The sequence below is a fragment of the Actinomyces sp. ICM47 genome (assembly GCF_905369875.1).
GTDB lineage: Bacteria > Actinomycetota > Actinomycetes > Actinomycetales > Actinomycetaceae > Pauljensenia.
The window spans coordinates 20,986-39,792 of the sequence record NZ_CAJPJE010000011.1 but is presented as its reverse complement, the minus strand read 5'-3'; the positions used below and the strand labels follow the sequence as shown (position 1 = coordinate 39,792).

The 18,807-nt window shown below is 64.7% G+C and carries 17 protein-coding genes; 16 read left to right on the top strand and 1 reads right to left on the bottom strand.

Translation table 11 applies throughout. From position 1 onward, the window contains the following. Window positions 1-7: 7 nt before the first annotated feature. The 12 genes from rplT to QZ149_RS03865 all read left to right on the top strand — a co-directional run bounded on the left by rplT (window position 8) and on the right by QZ149_RS03865 (window position 13,351). Window positions 8-388, top strand: coding sequence for a 50S ribosomal protein L20 (rplT, locus tag QZ149_RS03920; protein ID WP_007587751.1), 381 nt, complete (start codon window positions 8-10; stop codon window positions 386-388). A gap of 3 nt (window positions 389-391) precedes the next feature. Next, on the top strand, window positions 392-1,240 hold the full coding sequence (locus QZ149_RS03915; protein WP_291449972.1) for an RNA methyltransferase: 849 nt from the start codon (window positions 392-394) through the stop codon (window positions 1,238-1,240). A 49-nt stretch (window positions 1,241-1,289) separates the two neighbouring features. Continuing rightward, window positions 1,290-2,285: a thiamine-phosphate kinase gene (thiL, locus tag QZ149_RS03910; RefSeq protein WP_291449971.1), complete on the top strand. Its 996-nt coding sequence runs from the start codon at window positions 1,290-1,292 to the stop codon at window positions 2,283-2,285. Between the two features lie 81 nt (window positions 2,286-2,366). After that, window positions 2,367-2,558, top strand: a complete 192-nt coding sequence (locus tag QZ149_RS03905) for a hypothetical protein (protein ID WP_291449970.1) — start codon at window positions 2,367-2,369, stop codon at window positions 2,556-2,558. A 200-nt stretch (window positions 2,559-2,758) separates the two neighbouring features. Next, complete coding sequence (locus QZ149_RS03900; protein ID WP_291449969.1) at window positions 2,759-3,022, top strand: hypothetical protein; 264 nt, start codon at window positions 2,759-2,761, stop codon at window positions 3,020-3,022. Then, entirely contained in the window at window positions 3,015-3,791 is a 777-nt protein-coding gene (locus QZ149_RS03895; RefSeq protein WP_291449968.1) for a hypothetical protein, read from the top strand. The genes QZ149_RS03900 and QZ149_RS03895 overlap by 8 nt, the downstream gene beginning before the upstream one ends. Before the next feature lie 176 nt (window positions 3,792-3,967). Then, on the top strand, window positions 3,968-4,660 hold the full coding sequence (locus QZ149_RS03890; protein ID WP_291449967.1) for a hypothetical protein: 693 nt from the start codon (window positions 3,968-3,970) through the stop codon (window positions 4,658-4,660). Between the two features lie 184 nt (window positions 4,661-4,844). Next, entirely contained in the window at window positions 4,845-5,963 is a 1,119-nt protein-coding gene (locus tag QZ149_RS03885) for a hypothetical protein (protein ID WP_291449966.1), read from the top strand. Window positions 5,964-6,164: 201 nt separating this feature from the next. After that, entirely contained in the window at window positions 6,165-7,298 is a 1,134-nt protein-coding gene (locus QZ149_RS03880) for a hypothetical protein (protein ID WP_291449965.1), read from the top strand. Window positions 7,299-7,525: 227 nt separating this feature from the next. Continuing rightward, window positions 7,526-8,728, top strand: a complete 1,203-nt coding sequence (locus tag QZ149_RS03875; protein ID WP_291449964.1) for a hypothetical protein — start codon at window positions 7,526-7,528, stop codon at window positions 8,726-8,728. A 137-nt stretch (window positions 8,729-8,865) separates the two neighbouring features. Then, complete coding sequence (locus tag QZ149_RS03870; RefSeq protein ID WP_291449963.1) at window positions 8,866-9,510, top strand: TetR/AcrR family transcriptional regulator; 645 nt, start codon at window positions 8,866-8,868, stop codon at window positions 9,508-9,510. A gap of 277 nt (window positions 9,511-9,787) precedes the next feature. Next, complete coding sequence (locus QZ149_RS03865; RefSeq protein WP_291449962.1) at window positions 9,788-13,351, top strand: bifunctional proline dehydrogenase/L-glutamate gamma-semialdehyde dehydrogenase; 3,564 nt, start codon at window positions 9,788-9,790, stop codon at window positions 13,349-13,351. A gap of 192 nt (window positions 13,352-13,543) precedes the next feature. On the opposite strand, the gene rpmB is transcribed toward QZ149_RS03865, so the two are convergent. Further along, entirely contained in the window at window positions 13,544-13,735 is a 192-nt protein-coding gene (gene rpmB / locus QZ149_RS03860) for a 50S ribosomal protein L28 (RefSeq protein ID WP_003792657.1), read from the bottom strand. Between the two features lie 204 nt (window positions 13,736-13,939). Here rpmB and QZ149_RS03855 point away from each other — a divergent pair, with 204 nt between their 5' ends. Genes QZ149_RS03855 through coaD form a run of 4 tightly spaced genes read left to right on the top strand, consistent with a single transcriptional unit; the run spans window position 13,940 to window position 18,802 of the window. Continuing rightward, window positions 13,940-15,550, top strand: coding sequence for a DAK2 domain-containing protein (locus QZ149_RS03855; RefSeq protein WP_291449961.1), 1,611 nt, complete (start codon window positions 13,940-13,942; stop codon window positions 15,548-15,550). Further along, window positions 15,538-17,676: an ATP-dependent DNA helicase RecG gene (locus QZ149_RS03850; RefSeq protein ID WP_291449960.1), complete on the top strand. Its 2,139-nt coding sequence runs from the start codon at window positions 15,538-15,540 to the stop codon at window positions 17,674-17,676. Before QZ149_RS03855 ends, QZ149_RS03850 begins: the two co-directional genes overlap by 13 nt. 23 nt (window positions 17,677-17,699) lie before the next feature. Next, window positions 17,700-18,335: a 16S rRNA (guanine(966)-N(2))-methyltransferase RsmD gene (gene rsmD, locus QZ149_RS03845; RefSeq protein WP_291449959.1), complete on the top strand. Its 636-nt coding sequence runs from the start codon at window positions 17,700-17,702 to the stop codon at window positions 18,333-18,335. Then, on the top strand, window positions 18,332-18,802 hold the full coding sequence (gene coaD / locus QZ149_RS03840; RefSeq protein ID WP_291449958.1) for a pantetheine-phosphate adenylyltransferase: 471 nt from the start codon (window positions 18,332-18,334) through the stop codon (window positions 18,800-18,802). The genes rsmD and coaD overlap by 4 nt, the downstream gene beginning before the upstream one ends. Window positions 18,803-18,807: the final 5 nt, after the last annotated feature.

The window sequence follows — 18,807 nt, the reverse complement described above, 5'->3', positions numbered from 1 at the left end:
GTAGAAAATGGCACGTGTTAAGCGTTCTGTCAACGCCAAGAAGAAGCGTCGTACCGTACTCGAGCAGGCCTCCGGCTACCGTGGCCAGCGCTCGCGCATGTACCGTAAGGCCAAGGAGCAGGTTACTCACTCCTTCGTCTACTCCTACCGCGACCGCAAGGCCAAGAAGGGCGATTTCCGTCGTCTGTGGATCCAGCGTATCAACGCTGCGTCCCGCGCCCAGGGCCTGACCTACAACCGCCTCATCCAGGGCCTGAACCTGGCCGGCGTTGAGGTCGACCGTCGCATGCTGGCCGAGCTGGCCGTGAACGACATCAACGCGTTCAACGCCCTGGTGAAGGTTGCCAAGGACGCGCTGCCCGCCGACATCAACGCCCCCAAGGCCTGATTGGTGAACTCTCATCCCGAGCGCCTGACCGTTCTCGACAATCCCCGCGCCGATCGCGTGCGCAGGGTGTCGGGTCTGGTCGGGCGCTCGGCGCGTTCGCGCTCGGGCCTGATGCTCGTGGAGGGGCCTCAAGCCGTGCGCGAGCTCGCGCGCTTTCGTCCCGGCGCTGTTCGGGACGTGTATGTGCGCGAGGACGCGTGGGTGACCCACGCTGATATCGTGGAGGCCGCGCAGCGCGCGACTCGCTGGGTGCATCCCGTGACTGCCGAGGTTTCGGTTGCGCTCTCGCGGGATTCGCAGGGAGTGTGTGCGGTGGCCTCCGCAGACGCTGTGTCGCGCGAACTACCTGAACCGAGCGTGGGCGAGACTCTTGTGGTCCTTGCTCAGGGGCGCGACCCCGGCAACGTGGGCACGATTATCCGCACGGCCGACGCGTTTGGCGCGGTCGGTGTCATCACGGTTTCGGGCACGGTGGAAGCTACCAGCCCGAAGGTCGTGCGTGCCAGCGCGGGTTCGGTGTTTCACATTCCCGTGTGCATCGTTCCCTCGTTCGAGGAAGCGCACGCCCTCATCCATCGCCGCAGCGCCGCACTGCTGGGGACCAGTGGCGGGGCCGGCTCCCTTGACCTTTCTCAGATGCTCGCTCAGGGCGTTTCCGGCCGTTCGCGCTTGTCGCAGTCCCACGCGTGGGTCTTCGGTAACGAGGCAAAGGGCCTGTCGGGGGCAGAGATGCGGCTGTGCGACGCGCTCGTGTCGATCCCGATGACGGGGGACGCCGAGTCCCTTAACGTTGCCAGCGCGGCGACAGCCTGCCTGTTCGCCTCCCAGACCGTGCGAGGCATGGCGCTCTGACGTTTCCTGATCGCGGTGCATTGTGGCGCTCGCGACTACCCTGGGTGTCATGAAGTTAGGTGACCTGTCCGAGGCCCAGTTGGTCTCTCATTTCCGCGCATCGTTCCCCGCAGGCGAGCGCACCCTCATAGGCATTGGCGATGACTGCGCGCAGATCGCGGTACCCGAAGGATCCTTCATCGTGACGACGGATGTCATGGTGGAAGACCAGCACTTTCACCTGTCCTGGTCCACCGGCTACGAGGTCGGTGCCCGCGTGGCGGCGCAGAACCTAGCGGATATCGACGCGATGGGCGGGCGTCCCTCAGGTCTCGTTGCCTCGGTCGTCGCGCCGCGAGACATGGACGCGGATGTTTTTCTCGATGTTGTCCGAGGCCTGGGGGAGCGGGCGCGCGAGGTCGGCGCGGGTGTCGTCGGCGGCGACCTGAGCGCGGGAGACAAGCTCGTCCTCTCGGTGACTGCCTTCGGCTATTGCCCGGGGCCAGTGGTGCGTCGCGACGGGGCACGCCCCGGCGACGTCATCGCGGTGAGTGGTACGTTGGGCTTTTCCTACGCTGGCCTCGATCTGCTCTCGGGCGGGCACGTCGACCCTGCCGTGCGTGGTACTGACCAGCTGGGGAAACTCGCTCCCTTTATCGAGACCTATCGCGCGCCGCACCCGCCGTTGGGGTCAGGGGTTGCCGCCGCTGCAGCGGGTGCTCGGGCGATGATGGACCTGTCCGACGGACCGGCCGCCGATGCCGCCCGCATGGCCACGGCCTCGAACGTCGTCATCGAATTCGACCGGCACGCCATCGAGGAGGAGGCGTGGAAGCTCCAAGCACCGGCTCTGATCTGTCGAACGGACCCCGTGTGGTGGGTGCTCCAGGGCGGTGAGGAACATGGGATGCTCGCCGCGTTCCCGCCCGACGCGCCACTGCCCGACGGATTCCGTGTCATTGGTCGCGTGCGGGCGCGCGAAGAGGGGGAGAAGGCCTGTGCGATGTTCGATGGGGAGATCCTGCGCGGGGCGTGGGACCATTTCGATTCTGATTCCGTACACTAGCGTGATGTAGACCGCTGGTTTCCCCGTCGATGGGACGGCGTACACCGAGCGGTGTATCTGCAAGGAATGGAGAACGTTAGCATGGCTGCTTCGACCGAGGGAACCCAGGCCTCGTCCCGTCCCATGTCGCGCGTGGCGCGCAAACTCGCCGAATCCTCCCAGGAGATCCCAGCAACCGCTGGGCTGTCACTCCCGGCGTTGCGCGGCGACGCGGTGGTGCCGCCAACGAAGGCCCTGCCCGTCGTCACCCGGGACGAGGACGACGCCAACTAACGCGGCACCAAGCAGGGGAAGAAACATCGATGAGGACGACGAGGGACACACGTACGCGGAGTTGGTTCAGCGCGCCCCTCGTCATTGAATCCATCGATGACCCGCCGTAGAACGCTCGCTTGTCGTCGCGAGCATTCGTGAACGCAACGCTGGGATCAAACACGAACGCGTCGTGTCCAGCTGCGCTGCACTCCCCGAACGTGACCGCTCTGAAGCTGTCCGTGATGCCATCCATGCTTGCCACCGACACGGATTGTGGGAGTTTCACCGGCTACGACGCGTTCGTGACGATCAGCGAATCGGGCGGCACAACCGGGTCCAGCGAACGCACCGTGGCGGTCACTCCCTACGCGCAGGTCCCCCTGACCGCGACGGGGATCCCCCAACTGAACGAGAACGGAATGCCGACGATTCTCATCACCCTCGCCAGCCGCTGCTCGGCTCGAGATCGAATCGGTGGGTGAACCCGAGTACAGCAGTTCTGATATCCAGAGCAAGACAGTGACGGCAGTCCTCCGGATGAACGGGCATCGTTTTACGCACATCTTTACGGTTGACCGACGGGAGAAACGTGAGGGCGATTCATCCGTGTGGAAGATTCGCGATGGACTCTTCGTCACGATTCCTGTTTCGGGTACACGCGTCAACGAATTTAGCGTTGGTGGTGTCGTTGCCCCCGTGGGGGCTGACCAGACCACACCCACAGAGTATGTGCTATTTCCGGGCGTTTATTTCTTTAAGCCCGAAGGGCTGGGTGCCTATGTCGATGCACCTTCGGCCACCGTCGTGATCGAAAACGGGGCGCGTTCGTCGTCCTATGAAACTGCGTCGGTGCATTTCGATGGGACGCTCAATGCAGAGCTGAGAGGTGAGGCGCTTCGTGCCATGCGTGGAGCCGTCCAGGAATGTGCGACGCTCGGTACAAACATGAAAGCGGGATGCCCCTCAGAGGTGCGCTCGGCAAACATCAGCGAATTGGTTGCGTCCACCCTCCCCGCAACGGTGGAAAATGGCAGCAAAGAGGGAAGCTACGTAGGATCCGACGCTGTGATTTCCGTGCGGGATACGTCAGGTGCTGCGTTGGGCGCACAGCCCCGTGATCTCGTCATTAAAACTACAGCCACGGTCGCGCTCTCAGACGCAGGAATTCCGGTTACCGATATTGACGGAAAACCCGTCATCTCCGTCACTCTCAGCATCCCCTCGTCGGCAGGGGATTCGCCTTCTTCGTGAATATAAGACGGAGGTTGAGAGCGCCGCTAATTCTTACCCTGTCACGGTAACCGTTTGCCGCGGAAGTGCCTGGCGGCTTTCCCGTGACGTGACGCCCGGGACGTCGTAAGGAACGCGTAACGGCTACTCGACACAATGACCTGACGGGGGCCTCGATCCCATCATTCGCTGGTGTCATGGACGATGACCCCGTCCCCGACCCACCGACGCTCTCAGCTGTACCGGCCCCTCCGCGGCAGACAGCTGCGCCGGTGCCTGGATACGGGCAGTATCAGGTGGCTGCCCCGGCATCGATGTCGGCCCCCGCCGGCGCGGCAGCGTTCGGCGGCGTGACGGCACCCGTGAACGACTACGATTCGTTCCCGTTCACGTCGCCGACCTACATGTTCTACCCGGGTGTCTACACGGTCAATGCCGTCGGCCTTGGGGATTACGTTGAGGCCGAGTCGGCCACCCTCAGGGCGACGCGAACTGAGTACCAGTATGGTGCCGATCCCCTCATAAATGTGTCGATTGAGACCACCTACAGTCCGTCACTGTTGGACGCTGCGCTCGACGAGGTCGTGGCGCAGGCGAACTCGTGCGTCACCCCGCCCGGAAACCTCGATGCCGCCTGTCCCTTTGCCCTGCAGTCGCGCACTCTCTCACTCCTCGAAGTCAAGAAGCTGCCGACAGAGCTGAAGACCGGTGAGTGGGAACCTAATCGCTTCCAAGGCTACGTGACCTTCAGAATCCAGCGGGGTGCGGGGACAGTGATCCAGGATATTAAGACGACGGCGATTGCGACCCCTGAGTTCGACGATGGCGGCAAGGTCTTGCTCGACGCGTCGGGTAAGCCGCATTTCTGGGTGGAGTTCGAAGCGGAGTAACCGCCAACAATATGTGTTCCCCGGTCGCTCGGTGACCGGGGAGCATGGTTGTATCCCCACTGTGATCGGTGTTGACTGGCCACAAGCCAGATATGATACTGGGCACGCCTGCGTGGTCGGATGGTGGGGCGTGCAGAGCACTGCCTTCTGGCTGCTGTTTATCAAATATTGTGAGGAGTGCACGATGGGCACCGAGAAGAACGATGCGAGCGTGGCTCCGATACCGGCACCGCCTGTGACCCTTGCGGTTCCGGGTCCGCCGGTGCCTGCTGGTGCGGGTGTGGCTTTTATGCCGGTGTCTGCTCAGGGGAAGAAGCGCATGAAGCTGATTGGGATTCTGGTCGGCGTTCTCGTGGTGCTGGTGATTGCTGGTGTGGTGGCGATCAAGGTCGTCAATAGTTCTCGTACGCCCGAGGCTGAGGTGCGTAAGTATCTGGATCTGCTGGCTGCTGGTAAGGCGAGCGCGGCGACGGCGATGGTCGACCCGGGCGTGCCGAACAATCAGCACACGTTCTTGACCGACGACGCCATGGCCTCGGCGACCTCGCTGCTGGTCGTCGAAGACGTCGTGGCCGATAGTGACGGCGACTCCGACATGTGCTCGGTGACCGCCACCTTATCTGTTGATGGGCAGCGCTTCACTCGTACTTTCACCGTCGTAGCAGACGACCCGGCGATGGGGGTTCTTGACAACTGGAAGGTGAAGGACTCCCTGGCCGTGGAGCTGAACGTCGACGCCGAGGGATACACCCAGTTCACAATCGGTGGCGTCACTGCGGATATCCCCAGCAAGAGCTTCAGCGGTAGGGAGGGGTCCTATGTCGTCTACCCCGGTGTCTACACGGTCACGCCGGTCGCCCCGAGCGAGTACGCGGATTCCAACCCTGAGACAGTCGCCGTTCTCGATGACGGGTTTGGCGGGAACGGTAGCACTGTCTCTCTGAAGGCCACCTACAACACCAAGCTGATCGCAGCAGCGCAAGCGGCAGGACAACAGGCTGTTGATTCCTGCACGTCCATTCCGGGCAACCAGAGTTCTTCGTGCCCATTTGCGATCCAGAGTGATGCGGTCACCGAGGTCTCGGGGGCGATGCCCAAGGCCTTGGGGGCGGAATCCGCAGACCAACCGACAGTATTTCGGGCAACTGTAATTTTCACGGCGACGTACTCCAACAAGTACTACATGGCGGGCACGCGCGACGTCGACGCTAAGGTGGAGATTCGCGCGCAGCTCGATGACGACAAGGTGCTCAAGATGGACAAGGATGGCAAGCCTGAGTTCACGGTCGACTTCCTTCGCTGAGGTGTTGTCTAGGCGTTGCCAACCCGTGATGGTGCCCGTCCGCGTGAAGCGGATGGGCACCACTTATCCGTACTGTGATCGTTCTTTGACTCAGCGCTTGTGGGGTGTGATACTTGGCACGCTCAAGTGGTTGGACGGTGGGGCGTGTAGAGCGCGTCGCTTTCCAGGCTGTGGTTTGTCAAACGTTGTGAGGAGTGCACGATGGGCACCGAGAAGAACGATGCGAGCGTGGCTCCGATACCGGCACCGCCTGTGACCCTTGCGGTTCCGGGTCCGCCGGTGCCTGCTGGTGCGGGTGTGGCTTTTACGCCGGTGTCTGCTCAGGGGAAGAAGCGCATGAAGCTGATTGGGATTCTGGTCGGCGTTCTCGTGGTGCTGGTGATTGCTGGTGTGGTGGCGATCAAGGTTGCTAATAGTTCTCGTACGCCCGAGGCTGAGGTGCGTAAGTATCTGGATCTGCTGGCTGCTGGTAAGGCGAGCGCGGCGACGGCGATGGTCGACCCGGGCGCTCCGAACGATCAGCGGGTCTTCCTGACCGATGACGTGATGGCCTCGGCGACCTCGCTGCTGGTCGTCGAAGAAGTAGCCGCCGACAAGAATGAGGACGCTGAGACCCGTCAGGTGTCGGCCACCCTGCAGGTCAACGGGGAGCGCTTCACCCACGCCTTCACCGTGACCAAGGAAAAGCCGACGATGGGTGTTCTGAATAACTGGACAGTGAAGGGGTCGCTTGCCGCGCCGGTGAGCGTCGACGCCAGCGGGTACACCCAGTTCACGGTCGGCGGCGTGAGCGCCGATGCTCCGCACAAGCTTGTCTCTGGCAAGCCGGCCACCTACCTCTTCTACCCGGGCGTGTACACGTTCACGCCCGTCGCCCCGAGCGAATACGTGGATGTTAACCCTAAGACAGTTGCCGTCCTCGATGGCGTCCACGGTGGGACTACCTCCTATGCTGATGACGCCGACGTTTCCCTGATTGCGACCTACAGCGACGAGCTGAAGGAGGCGGCGCTCGAGTCCGCGAAGGAATTCTTGAACTCCTGCGCCTCCATCCCGGGGAATCAGAATTCTGACTGTCCGTTCGCCCTCCAAAGCGACGCGGTGACCGCGATCTCCGTCAAGACGATGCCCACATCGCTGGAGCCGCTGGAGATTGATCCGGGGGTCTTCCAAGGGCCAGTCACTTTCGCGGTGACGTACTCCGACAAGTACTACATGCCGGGAACGCGCGACGTTGATGCGAAGGTAGTCGTCAACGTCCAATTCAGCAACGACGGGCTGCTCAAGCTCACGTCGGACGGCAAGCCTGATTTCTTCGTTGGTGCATCCCGTTAAGGCCATCGCCGCCCTCTGACCCGTGATGTCGCCCGTCCGCGTAGCGGACGGGCGACATGCGTGTGTGCGCCGGAACCTGACTCCGGCCTCGTTCCAGGAACGTGAGCCGCGTGTAGCCTTGAGGTCCCACAATGCTTATGCAACAATTGTCAGGTTGTGTCCGTCGAACCCTGCACCACATCCCAGGCGCGGGACCGGGGCAGAGCGTCGCACAGTGAGGAGAAACAGTGGAACCGAACGCGCAGCACACGACCCAGGGGACGAGCGAGCCGCCTCCCATCCCCGAACAGACTGTCCCCGTGCCTCCGGTACCCGCTGCGCCGCAGACGTACGTGACGCAGCAGGTTCCCGTCATGGCTCCGGTGCCTGGCGAGGTGCCGCCTGCCGCGCTGATGAGCGGGACCATCGCCTTCACTCCCATGTCCACGAAGAGCCGCCGCCGCATCAAGCGGAGCGTAATCGCCGTCGTTGTCCTCGCAGTTGTCGCGGGAGTGGGTGCGCTCAGCATCATGTTCGCGAACTGGACGCGCACGCCGGAGGCAACAGTGCGCCAGTACCTGGATTACTTGGCCGCTGGCAAGGCCAGCGCGGCGACAGCAATGGCAGACCCCGGCCTGGCTAACGACAAGCGCGCATTCCTCGCGGACGATGTCATGGCCTCGGCCGACGCGCGCATCGTCATCGAGGACATCGTCGCCGACCCCAACGAAGACGCAAAGACGCGCACGGTCACCGCCACCATGCAGCTCGACGGGGAGCGTTTCACCTACAACTTCACCGTCTCCTCCGCAAAGCCGACGTTCGGTGTGCTGAAAAACTGGAAGCTCGAAAACTCGATGGTCATGCCCGTACGCATTATGGGAGACAAAGTCTCGAAGTTTTCCATCGGCGAGGTAATGACGTCGGTGAACGCCGGCGAAATGAGCACTGGCACGGAGTTTGTGTTCTACCCGGGCATCTACACGGTCACTCCCGTCGACGTGGGCGAGTATATCGACGCCGATCCGGTGACCGTGCGGGTTAAGCCGGAGACCGGCTCCAGCCGATCGGGGGATACCGCCCAGCGCGTCCAGCTCAAGGGAACCTACAACTCCAAGCTGTCAGACGCGGCCCTGAGCGCGGCCGTCGCCCTGACGAACTCGTGCGCCACCGTCCCCGGAAACATTGACCAGGCCTGCCCGAACGCTGTTCGCGCCACAAACCTGGCAGTCCTGCAAGTCAAGAAGACGCCTACCACCATGACGAAGTCGGGCGAGAAGGGCAGCTACACCGGGGAAGCAGTGTTCTCGATCCAGAGCACGAGCAGCTGGGACAAAGAACCTCATGACGTGAACTCGACAGTCACTGCAACCGTGACGCTCGACGAGAACGGGTTGATCAAACTCGACTCATCGGGCCAGCCGGTGTTCAAGGTGACCTTCGGTTACTGATTGGAAAGCGGCGTGGGGCGCAAGCCTCGCGCCGCCCCGTCTCTTCATGGTTGTTCTTCAATGTGGTGGCAAGCCGCTGGAGGCACGCTATGATGGGTTGTTAGTAACTCTGTCACAGCGAGAGTGGAGCAGTCCCCATGAGCAATGACGCGCAGGCAACGAGTACACGGCGGCCCGGTCGGCCTAAGGCTGGCAGTGAGGACAAGAAGGCGCGCATCCTTGCCGAGGCGTTGACGTTGTTCTCGACCCGCGGGTATGTGGGAACCTCCCTGGCGGACATCGCGCGGGCCTCGGATATTTCGAAGGCGGGGCTGCTGCACCACTATTCGTCGAAGGACCAGCTGCTGGCCGCTGTCCTGGACGAGCGTGATCGTCGCACGATGAGCCGGCTGCCCGGTGGCGACGAGGGGGCGGAAGTCGCGCTCGACGCGTGGGTGGAGATGGTCGCCCACAATCAGCGCCATCCTGACGGGGTGGCCCTGTACACGGCGATGTCGGCGGCGGTCATCGATGCTGATCATCAGGCTCATCCGTGGTTCCGTCAGCACCTGATGAGCGCGATCGCCTACCTGGTCGATGCCCTCGAGCGTGGAAAGACGACAGGCGAGGTGCGTGCGGACGCGCCGAGTGAGCAGATCGCCCGTAAGCTGGTTGCCCTCTCTGATGGTCTTCAGGTTCAGTGGCTGTGTGCGCGCGTGGATGGGGGAGGAGAAGTTGACATGCACGGGGTGACGGCTGGTGTGGTTGCCGACGTGAAGGATCGCTGGCTCGTTCGGTCATGAACGAGGCCGGGGTTGCCCTCCTGTGAAAAAGATGCTTGTCTGGTGAAATGCATCACGGGTGATGAGCCTCGTTGACCATTTTACAGGGAATGGGGCTTAGGTCCCTTGAGCGTGGTGGCTTGTAGTCATCATCTGGCGGTACGGGCGTGCCTCATGCGCGTTAGGATAGACAAACCAGCATGCTTCACAATGTCGGGAGTTTTGCCGAACGTGCCCAGCGGTGACGCTGCATGCGACGCAGAGGATCCGACGCATTCTCACGCCTGGAGGTCTACGCATGACGAACACCGCTGTTCCCACCCCGCCCCGCCCTGATTCCACCGCTCGGCGGTGCCCCGATGATCTGTGGATCCTGGGGGAGCGCGCAGTGACCCGAGCCCGCCGGTGGGCTGATGAGTCTGCTCACGAACCCACGCCACAGTCGGCCAAGCTCCTGTCCCGCATTCTCGCGGATCCGGATGGTCTGACGTTCACAACCCGATTCGTCGACGACGTCGTGCGCCCCGCGGACCTGGACGTGGCCAGCGCGGCTATGAAGCGTCTGTCGGCTGGCCGCAAGAGCTTCCTGCCTCCGGCGCTGGCGGTGGCGATGGGGCTGGGATCAACGGCGTCGCGCCTGGCCCCGCGCACCGTGACGGCCACGGCGCGTCGCGTGTTCCGTGAGATCGTCGGTGACCTCGTCGTCGATGCAACGGACAAGGGACTCGGCCCGGCGCTCGCTCGCCTGCGTAAGGGTGGGAACCGCCTGAACGTCAACCTCCTTGGCGAAGCGGTTCTGGGTGAGAAGGAGGCATCCCACCGTCTGGCCGAGGTCTCGCGCCTCGTGACGCGCGAGGACGTCGACTACGTCTCCATCAAGGTCTCTGCGGTGACTGGCCCGCACAATCCTTGGGGCTTCCAGGAGGTCGTTGACCATGGCGTGAATGCGCTCCTGCCTCTGTACCGCCTGGCCCGCGATCACGGGACCTTCCTGAATCTTGACATGGAAGACTACAAGGACCTCGATCTGACGATTGCGGTGTTCACCGCCATCCTCGACCAGCCGGACATGCGCGGCTACGAGGCCGGCATCGTTCTTCAGGCCTACCTGCCCGACTCCCTCGGTGCCCTTCAGCGTCTCCAGAAGTGGGCGCGCACGCGCGTGGACGCTGGCGGTTCGCGCATCAAGGTCCGCATCGTCAAGGGCGCGAACCTGTCCATGGAGCGGGTGGACGCCGAAATCCACGGGTGGGAGCTCACCACGTGGCCGTCCAAGCAGGCTACCGACACCAACTACAAGCGCATGCTGAACTGGGCCATGACGCCCGAGCGTACCCGAGCGATCCGGCTGGGCGTGGCCGGTCAGAACATCTTCGACATCGCTTTCGCTTACGAGCTGCGCGCAGCACGCGGCGTCGAGGATAGTGTCGAGTTCGAGATGCTCTCCGGCATGGCGACGGGCATCCAGGAAGTCGTGCGCCGCGATGTTGGTTCGCTGCTCCTGTACGTCCCGGTCGTCAACCCCCGCGAGTTCGACGTCGCCATCTCCTACCTGGTGCGTCGCCTCGAAGAGAATGCTGCACCCGAGAACTTCATGTCCGGCGTCTTCGATATCGCCACAAATGAGGACGTGTTCACCCGTGAACGTGACCGCTTCCTCGCCGCCCTGTCCGACGTCGATCCCGACGCTGCGGTGCCCGTACCCAACCGCGGTCAGGACCGCCTGGCTGAGCGTGCGGCCGGGGTGCCCACCGAGCAGGGGAGTGTTGCCGAGCGCGCGCGTCGTCCCTTCGCCTCCGAGGCCGACTCCGACCCTGCGCTGGCGGCCAACCGCCAGTGGGCCCGTGAAATTGCTGCGGCTATCCCGGCGTCGACGCGCGGCGTCGAGGCGGTTCGTGCCGGTGCACAGGCCCTGGCTACGAACGAGGCAGTGGATGCGCTGATCGAGGCGAGTGCCAAGGCAGCCCACGCCTGGCAGGCTCTCGCCCCCGAGGAGCGTGCAGCTGTGCTGCACCGCGTGGGTGATGTCCTGGCTGCGCGGCGTGGCGAGCTGATCGAGGTCGCTGGATCCGAGGCCGGTAAGACCATCGATCAGGCTGATCCTGAGGTCAGCGAGGCCATCGACTTCTGCCACCATTACGCTGCAGCCTCCCTGGAGCTGGCCGACGAGGCGCATATGGCGGGCGCGCGATTCGTCCCCGTGGATGTCACCGTCGTCGCCTCCCCGTGGAACTTCCCCATCGCCATCCCGGTCGGTGGCGTCGCCGCAGCCCTTGCGGCGGGTAGCGCGATCATCCTTAAACCTGCCCCGCCTGCCAAACGCTGCGCGGCCGAGCTGGTCGCCGCCTTCCATGAGGCCGGGGTACCCAAGGATCTGGTGGCGCTGGCCCCGCTCGAGGACGGGGATGTCTCCCGGTACCTCGTGACCCATGAGGGCGTCGGTCGCGTTGTGCTGACGGGTTCCTACGACACGGCTCGCCTGTTCCGCTCGTGGAAGCCCGACATGCACTTGCTGGGTGAGACGAGCGGTAAGAATGCCATCATCGTCACGCCCTCGGCCGATCCGGATCTGGCTGTGCGCGACATCGTCCACTCGGCGTTCGCGCACGCTGGACAGAAGTGCTCGGCATCCTCCCTGTTGATCCTCGTCGGCTCGGCCGGTAAGTCCGCGCGCATCGCGCGCCAGCTGGTGGATGCGACCGCGTCGCTGCGCGTGGGGCTGCCGGCATCGCTGGATTCCCAGGTCGGTCCCGTCGTGGTTCCCGACGATGAGAAGGCTGTGCGCGGCCTGACGACGCTGGGCGAGGGGGAGCACTGGGTGCTTAAGCCCCGTTACCTGGGCGATGGACTGTGGACTCCGGGTATTCGCGCGGGCGTCGTGCCCGGCAGCGAATTCCACCTGACCGAGTACTTCGCGCCCGTCCTCGGCGTCATGCGCGTCGATACACTCGAGGAGGCCATCGAGGCGGTGAACGACGTCGACTACGGTCTGACGTCGGGCCTGCACACCCTCGATACCGAGGAACTCGCAACGTGGTTGGAGGGCATTGAGGCTGGCAATCTCTACGTCAACCGCGGCATCACGGGTGCCATTGTGCGTCGTCAGCCCTTCGGTGGGTGGAAGCGCTCGGCTATCGGCTCGACCACGAAGGCCGGTGGCCCCTCCTACCTGCTGGGGCTGGGAGAGGTCGAACCCGTGCGTGACACCAGCGCGGCGGGCCGTGCCGTGTCTACGGTGCCGGTTGACCCGCGTGTCCTCGCGCTGTGCAACGCGACTGCTCCTCACGTGGACGCGGCCGACGCGGCCGAACTCAGCCGCGCTGTTGCCGCCGACGCCGCTGCCTGGGCCAGCGACTACGGTGCCAACCGCGACGTGACCGGCATGGCATGTGAGCGCAATATCCTGCGCTACCGCTCCACCCCGGTCCTCGTGCGAGCCGGGAGCGGAACTGTCCTGGCGGATACCGTTCGCGTCCTCGCTGCGGGTATCCTTGCGGGCGGTCCCATCGGCCTGTCCGTCGCCGACCAGCTGCCGGGCGCGGTGCTGGAACTGGCGGAGGCTGCGGGCATCGAGGTGACGATTGAGGATGCGCGCTCGTGGGATGCTCGCCTGGCGATGGTTGCGACGTCGGGTGGTCTGGGGATGCGCGTGCGTGTCCTCGGCCCGCGTGAAGAGTCCTCGGCGCAGCGGTGGACTCACGCGACCCGCGCGAGCTGGGGCAGCCCTGACGTTGCCCTGTACACGGGTGCTGTCACGGCATGCCCGCACTCGGAGCTGCTGCCCTTCCTGCGTGAGCAGGCAGTCTCGATCACGAACCACCGCTTCGGAACGCCGCTCGACCTGGCTGCGAACCTCCTCTGATCGGTGCATGCCCCGCGGCATTGACCCATCCGATGGGTCAATGTCGCGGGGTACTGCCGTCCTCCGGCCAATGTGAGGGGCGCTGGCAACGCGTCGGGGAGCGGTGCCCAAGGGATAGGTAGGCGACAAAGAACGCCCGCGACTCTTCGTCGCGGGCGTTTGTCCATGCCCACGTGGGGCAGGTAGGATCCGTCAGATCGCGCGAGCAACCTTGTCGGACTTCAGGCACTTGGTGCACACGTTCAGGCGCTTGGGCGTCCCGTTGACCAGGGCGCGAACGCGCTGGATATTCGGATTCCACCGGCGGTTGGTGCGAACGTGCGAGTGCGACACGCTCTTGCCGAAGCCGGGTCCCTTACCGCACACGTCACAAACGGCAGCCACGATGTTCTCCTCGGTATGTCTTCCAGTTCAGTCTTTGGCTCCCCGCGGTCGCGGGGAAACGCATCCTTCGGTGCTTGAACCGAAGGCAACCATGACAGAATAGCGGATGATGTGCGCTGTCAACAACTCGCACGAGGTTTTGGTCGTGTCAGGTCGCACACAGCGTGCACGGTGGGGACAATTGATAGTCGTGAAAGGGGAGCCATGGAGCTGAATGCATCGGTGATCATTGCGGCATGTCGGGTGGGGGCTGAGGAGGCTGCCAGGCTCGCGCCCTTCCTTGACGACCTGGACGGGTGGGATGGCGCGGACTGCGACACCGGCACAAATGCTGCGGCGACGATGGCTGCGCTGGCGGCAGCCATGGACTCCCTGGAGCCGCGCGCACACCCGCGCGTCGCGCTTGAGGTAGGTGTCGAAACTCTGATCCGTCGAGGCGTCGGGCACAGCAGCGTCGCGCTCGCAGCCCTGTTCGAGGCCTGGGTCGGTGCTCTGGGAGACGATCGGGAGGTGACACCCGTCGCGATGCGTCGCATGCTGGCCTCCTCGCTGGTTCCCTCCTCCTCCTTTATTCAGTGGTCCGATGCCCTGGTGGAGATGCTGGGTGGCGCGGTGCGGGAGCTCGCGGAGCTGGGGCCGACGCTCCCCGACGTGGAAGACGTCTTTTCCCGTTTCTCCACCCAAGCTCAGATCGGCCTGGTCGATGCCACGAATGAGCTGACGGGACGCATTGACCCGGGCGGCGCGTTTATCGCCCTGGTCTTGGCCTGCATTGATGCATCCATGAGGGATGATGCGGGCATTCTGCAGTCTTTCACGGCGATGCTCGCCGACCTGGCGCGTCGCCATTCGTGTGCGCCTGAACCCGCCTCCCCACCGCCGGGGCGCGATTTCACGGTGGATATCATCCTGGAGGGCACGCAGGAGGACCTGCGTTGCCTCCTGGGACGCCTGGCTGGCCTGGGTGCATGCCTGTCCTATGTGGGGCGCGTCGACCTGTTCGGTATGGGGGAGTGGCGCCTGCACGTGGATACCTCCGCGCCGCTGGCGGCACACCCAACGTCGGGGCAGGTCGTGCGCTTCCAAGTCAGCGACGCGCGGCCCGACGATCAGATCGGCATCGACGAACTGGCGGACGAAGGCCTGACGCACCGTGGGGTGCGTCTGCTCCAGCGTCGTCCGATGCGTCGGGTCGAGCGTGCCCGCGTCATCGCCTGCACGCGCGCCCCCGGCCTCGTCGAAGACCTGGCGCGCGCTGGCGCGGTCGTCTTCCTGGAACCGAGTGTGGTTGATGCGGTGGGGATCGTGTCGGCCGCGGTCTCGCGCACGGGCGTGACACTCGTGGCCCCCTGCGATGATGCCAGCGCCGCCCTGGTAGGTACGGTGGCCTCGGTCTTGCCCTCAGTGGTACCGGGTGTGCCCGCGATCCTGCGGGCGGATAGCCGCGACGACCTGGGAGTGCTGGCCGTGGCTCGCGCCTGCGCACCGTTGTTCGTGCCCCAGCCGGGTGGGGTGGAGTCAGCACCGACCCTCGCCCGGATCCTGCGCGACAGTGCGCATGAAGCACTGATGATGAGCGCAAGCGCGCCCCTGCCTCGTGACGGGGATCCCGCTGGCATCGCCGAGGCCTTGGCGGAGGTCACGCAAGAGCGACCGTGTGCGTGGCGCCTCTTGATTTCCCGGGAGGACGATGGTCCCTACACGTTGGCGACCGTGCGTCAGCTGCTTGCGACGCGTGTCCCCGGTATCTTGATCGACCTGGAGACATGGGATGGTGGGCAGGCGGGCCCGAGCCTGGTGGGGTGCACCCTGTGAGTGCACTGGATGTCCCGCTGTCGCTACGACTGCCCAAGAAAATCGCAAAGGCCCTTCACAACGCTGACATCGTCACGGTCGGAGACCTGCTCATGGTCGCGCCGCGTCGCTACTACCACTGGGGCAGGCTCACCCCCCTGTCCTCCCTGCGTGAGGGCGAGGACGTGACGATCCTCGCCGAAGTCGCCGGAGCGCACCTGGTCGCCAACAGAAGCGGCTCAGGAGTACGCCTGGAGGTGAGCCTCACCGACGGCGTCCAGTATCTGTCAGCGACGTTCTTCGCGAAGAGTCAATTCAAGCTAGCTCCCATCGAGTGTCTCCTTGTACCGGGCCAGTCTTTCCTCTTCGCGGGCAAGGTCGGTGCCTACCGCGGCAAGCTCCAGCTCACACACCCGTCTTTCGAGGGCGTCGACGGGGAAGACATTGAGCGCATCGCATCCCGCCCCATCCCGATCTATCCCGTGACCGGCACACTGACCTCATGGGCGATTGCTCGTGCTGTCGGCATGGTGCTCGACGACTCCGACGTGCCCGACACAGTGCCCGCCGCGATCCGCGAGCGCCAGCGCATCGGCACCTACGCTCAGTGCCTGCGTCGGCTGCATCAACCGGAGTCGGACGAGGACTACCAGCAGGCACGCCGAGCACTGGCGTTTACAGAGGCCTTTGTTCTTCAGGTGGGACTGGCCACCCAGCGTCGGGGTGCGCGCTCGATCCCGGCCCTGGCCTCGCCCGCTGACGTGCCGCTCGTTGACCGTTTTATCCAAGGCCTGCCCTTCACGCTCACAGACGCTCAGCGGGGCGCGGTCGACCAGATCGGGGCGGACCTGGCGGACGAGGTCCCGATGCAACGCCTCCTGCAAGGAGACGTGGGGTCCGGCAAGACGGTGGTCGCACTCATCGCCTTCTTGCAGGTTGTCGCCGCAGGCCACCAGGGGGCCTTCGTCGCACCCACCGAGGTGCTCGCCGAGCAGCACACCGCATCCCTGCGGGCTCTGCTCGTGCCCCTCGGCGATGACGCGCCCGACGTGCGCCTGCTCACTGGGTCGACAACCCCCGCTGCGCGCCGAGAAATCGCCCAGGCTATGGCCTCGTCTGCGCCCCTCATCGTCGTGGGCACGCACGCGCTCTTCCAGGAATCCGTGCGCTTTGCGGACCTTGCCCTGGTTGTCGTTGACGAGCAGCACCGTTTCGGCGTCGAGCAGCGCGCCTCCCTGCGAGGCGCACGCGAGGACGGACGCGGCGTCCACGAACTCGTCATGACGGCCACGCCCATCCCGCGCACGATCGCCATGACCGTTTTCGGGGACCTCGACGAGACCCGTATGGGTGGCATGCCTGCTGGGCGCACCCCCGTGGCCACCTACCTTGCGGACGCGGCCAACGCCACCTGGGTGGAGCGCACCTGGGCGCGCGCCGCCGAAGAAATCGCCCAGGGGCGGCGCGTCTACGTCGTATGCCCGCGCATCGATGCCTCCGATGAGGTCGCCGACGCCGAGGAGGAAGGAGTGCGACCGCTAGCGTCGGTCGAGCAGGTCGCCGCTTACCTGCGTTCCCACCCCGCGCTTGCGGGCGTTGCCATTCATGAGCTGACGGGGCGCACTCCTTCCGCGCTCAAGGCGCAGATCATGGAAGACTTTTCCGCCGGTCGTGCCCCGCTCCTGGTGGCCACGACCGTCATCGAGGTCGGGGTGGATGTGTCCGAGGCGACCCTCATGGTGATCCTCGATGCTCAGCAATTTGGCTTGGCTCAGCTGCACCAGCTGCGCGGGCGCGTCGGGCGTTCTTCCCTGCCCTCCCTGTGCATTGCGATGCACCGTCACGAGCTGACGGATGCGGGCAGGGCGCGCCTTCAGGCGTTCGCAGGCACGACTGACGGCTTTGAGCTGGCCGAGGCCGACCTGCGCCTGCGCAAGGAAGGCGACGTACTCGGGGCCGGGCAGTCGGGGACTGCGACCCACCTTCGATTCTTGTCGGTGCGCCGCGACGAGGCCCTCATCCGAGCCGCGAAGGACGAGGCCGAGGCTCTGCTGGCCGAGGATCCGACGCTGCGCTCTCACCCTGACCTGGCGCGCGCCCTGCGTCAGGCGTCCGATGGTCAGCTCGAATGGATGCAACGCTCCTAGGTACAGGCCGGTAGGGTAGAGGCATGACCAGAATCGTCGCAGGTAGCGCCAAAGGCAGGACCCTCGCCGTGCCCAAGTCGGGCACGCGCCCCACGTCCGAGCGAGTGCGCGAAGCTCTCTTTTCGCGCCTGGATCATATGAGCGTCCTGGATGGGGCGGTCGTGCTCGACCTCTACGCCGGCACCGGGGCTCTCGGCCTTGAAGCGCTCTCCCGTGGTGCTGCGACCGCGACGCTCGTTGAAAGAGCATCCGGAGCTGCCCGCGTCGCCACGTCCAATGTGCGTTCGACCGGTCTGAGTGCCCGCGTTGTGACCGCCGACGCTCGCGCCTACCTGGCCGCGCGCAGCGGCCAGGCCCTGAGCGGCGAGGTCGACCTGGTGTTCATCGATCCGCCCTACGATATCGCCGAGGTTGACATGACTGCCGTCCTGGAGGGCCTCGCCCCGTGGATTGGACCCGACGCTCTCGTCGTCGTCGAACGCTCCACGCGCGCGCCCGCCCCCACCTGGCCGACATTCCTGATCCTCGAAGACGCGCGCGCCTGGGGAGAGACGGTCGCCTACTTCGCGGGTCCACCCCTACCCGAGGCGGAACTCGAGGACACTGACGAGTCCGCCGGTACCCCGGCCTCGTCGATGAACGACGGGAACGCCCAGTGATCGCTCTGTTCCCCGGTTCCTTCGACCCCTTCACCTTCGGTCACCTCGACGTGGCCGAGCGCGCCGCCGCTGTCGCAGATCGCCTCATTATTGGAGTGGGAATTAACCCCGCCAAACGTGGACTCATCGCGCCAGAGGACCGCGTCGACCTAGTTCGGGAGGCAACCGCGTACCTGCCGGGCGTGGAGGTCACCCTTCTCGCAGGTGCCACCATGGACGAAGCCTCCCGCCTGGGTGCAACCCTCATCGTCAAGGGCGTTCGCGGCGCGCAGGACACGGATTTTGAAGCGCCGCAGGCCGCCCTCAACCTCGAAGTCGGAGACATTGACACATGGTGGATTCCCACGCGGCCCGGACTCGGGCATGTGTCCTCGAGCGCCGTGCGTGAACTTCTCAGCCTCGAAAAAGATGTGTCACGGTATGTCCCACCAGCGGTTGTGCGCTATTTGACGGACAATAGACAGTGACGTAT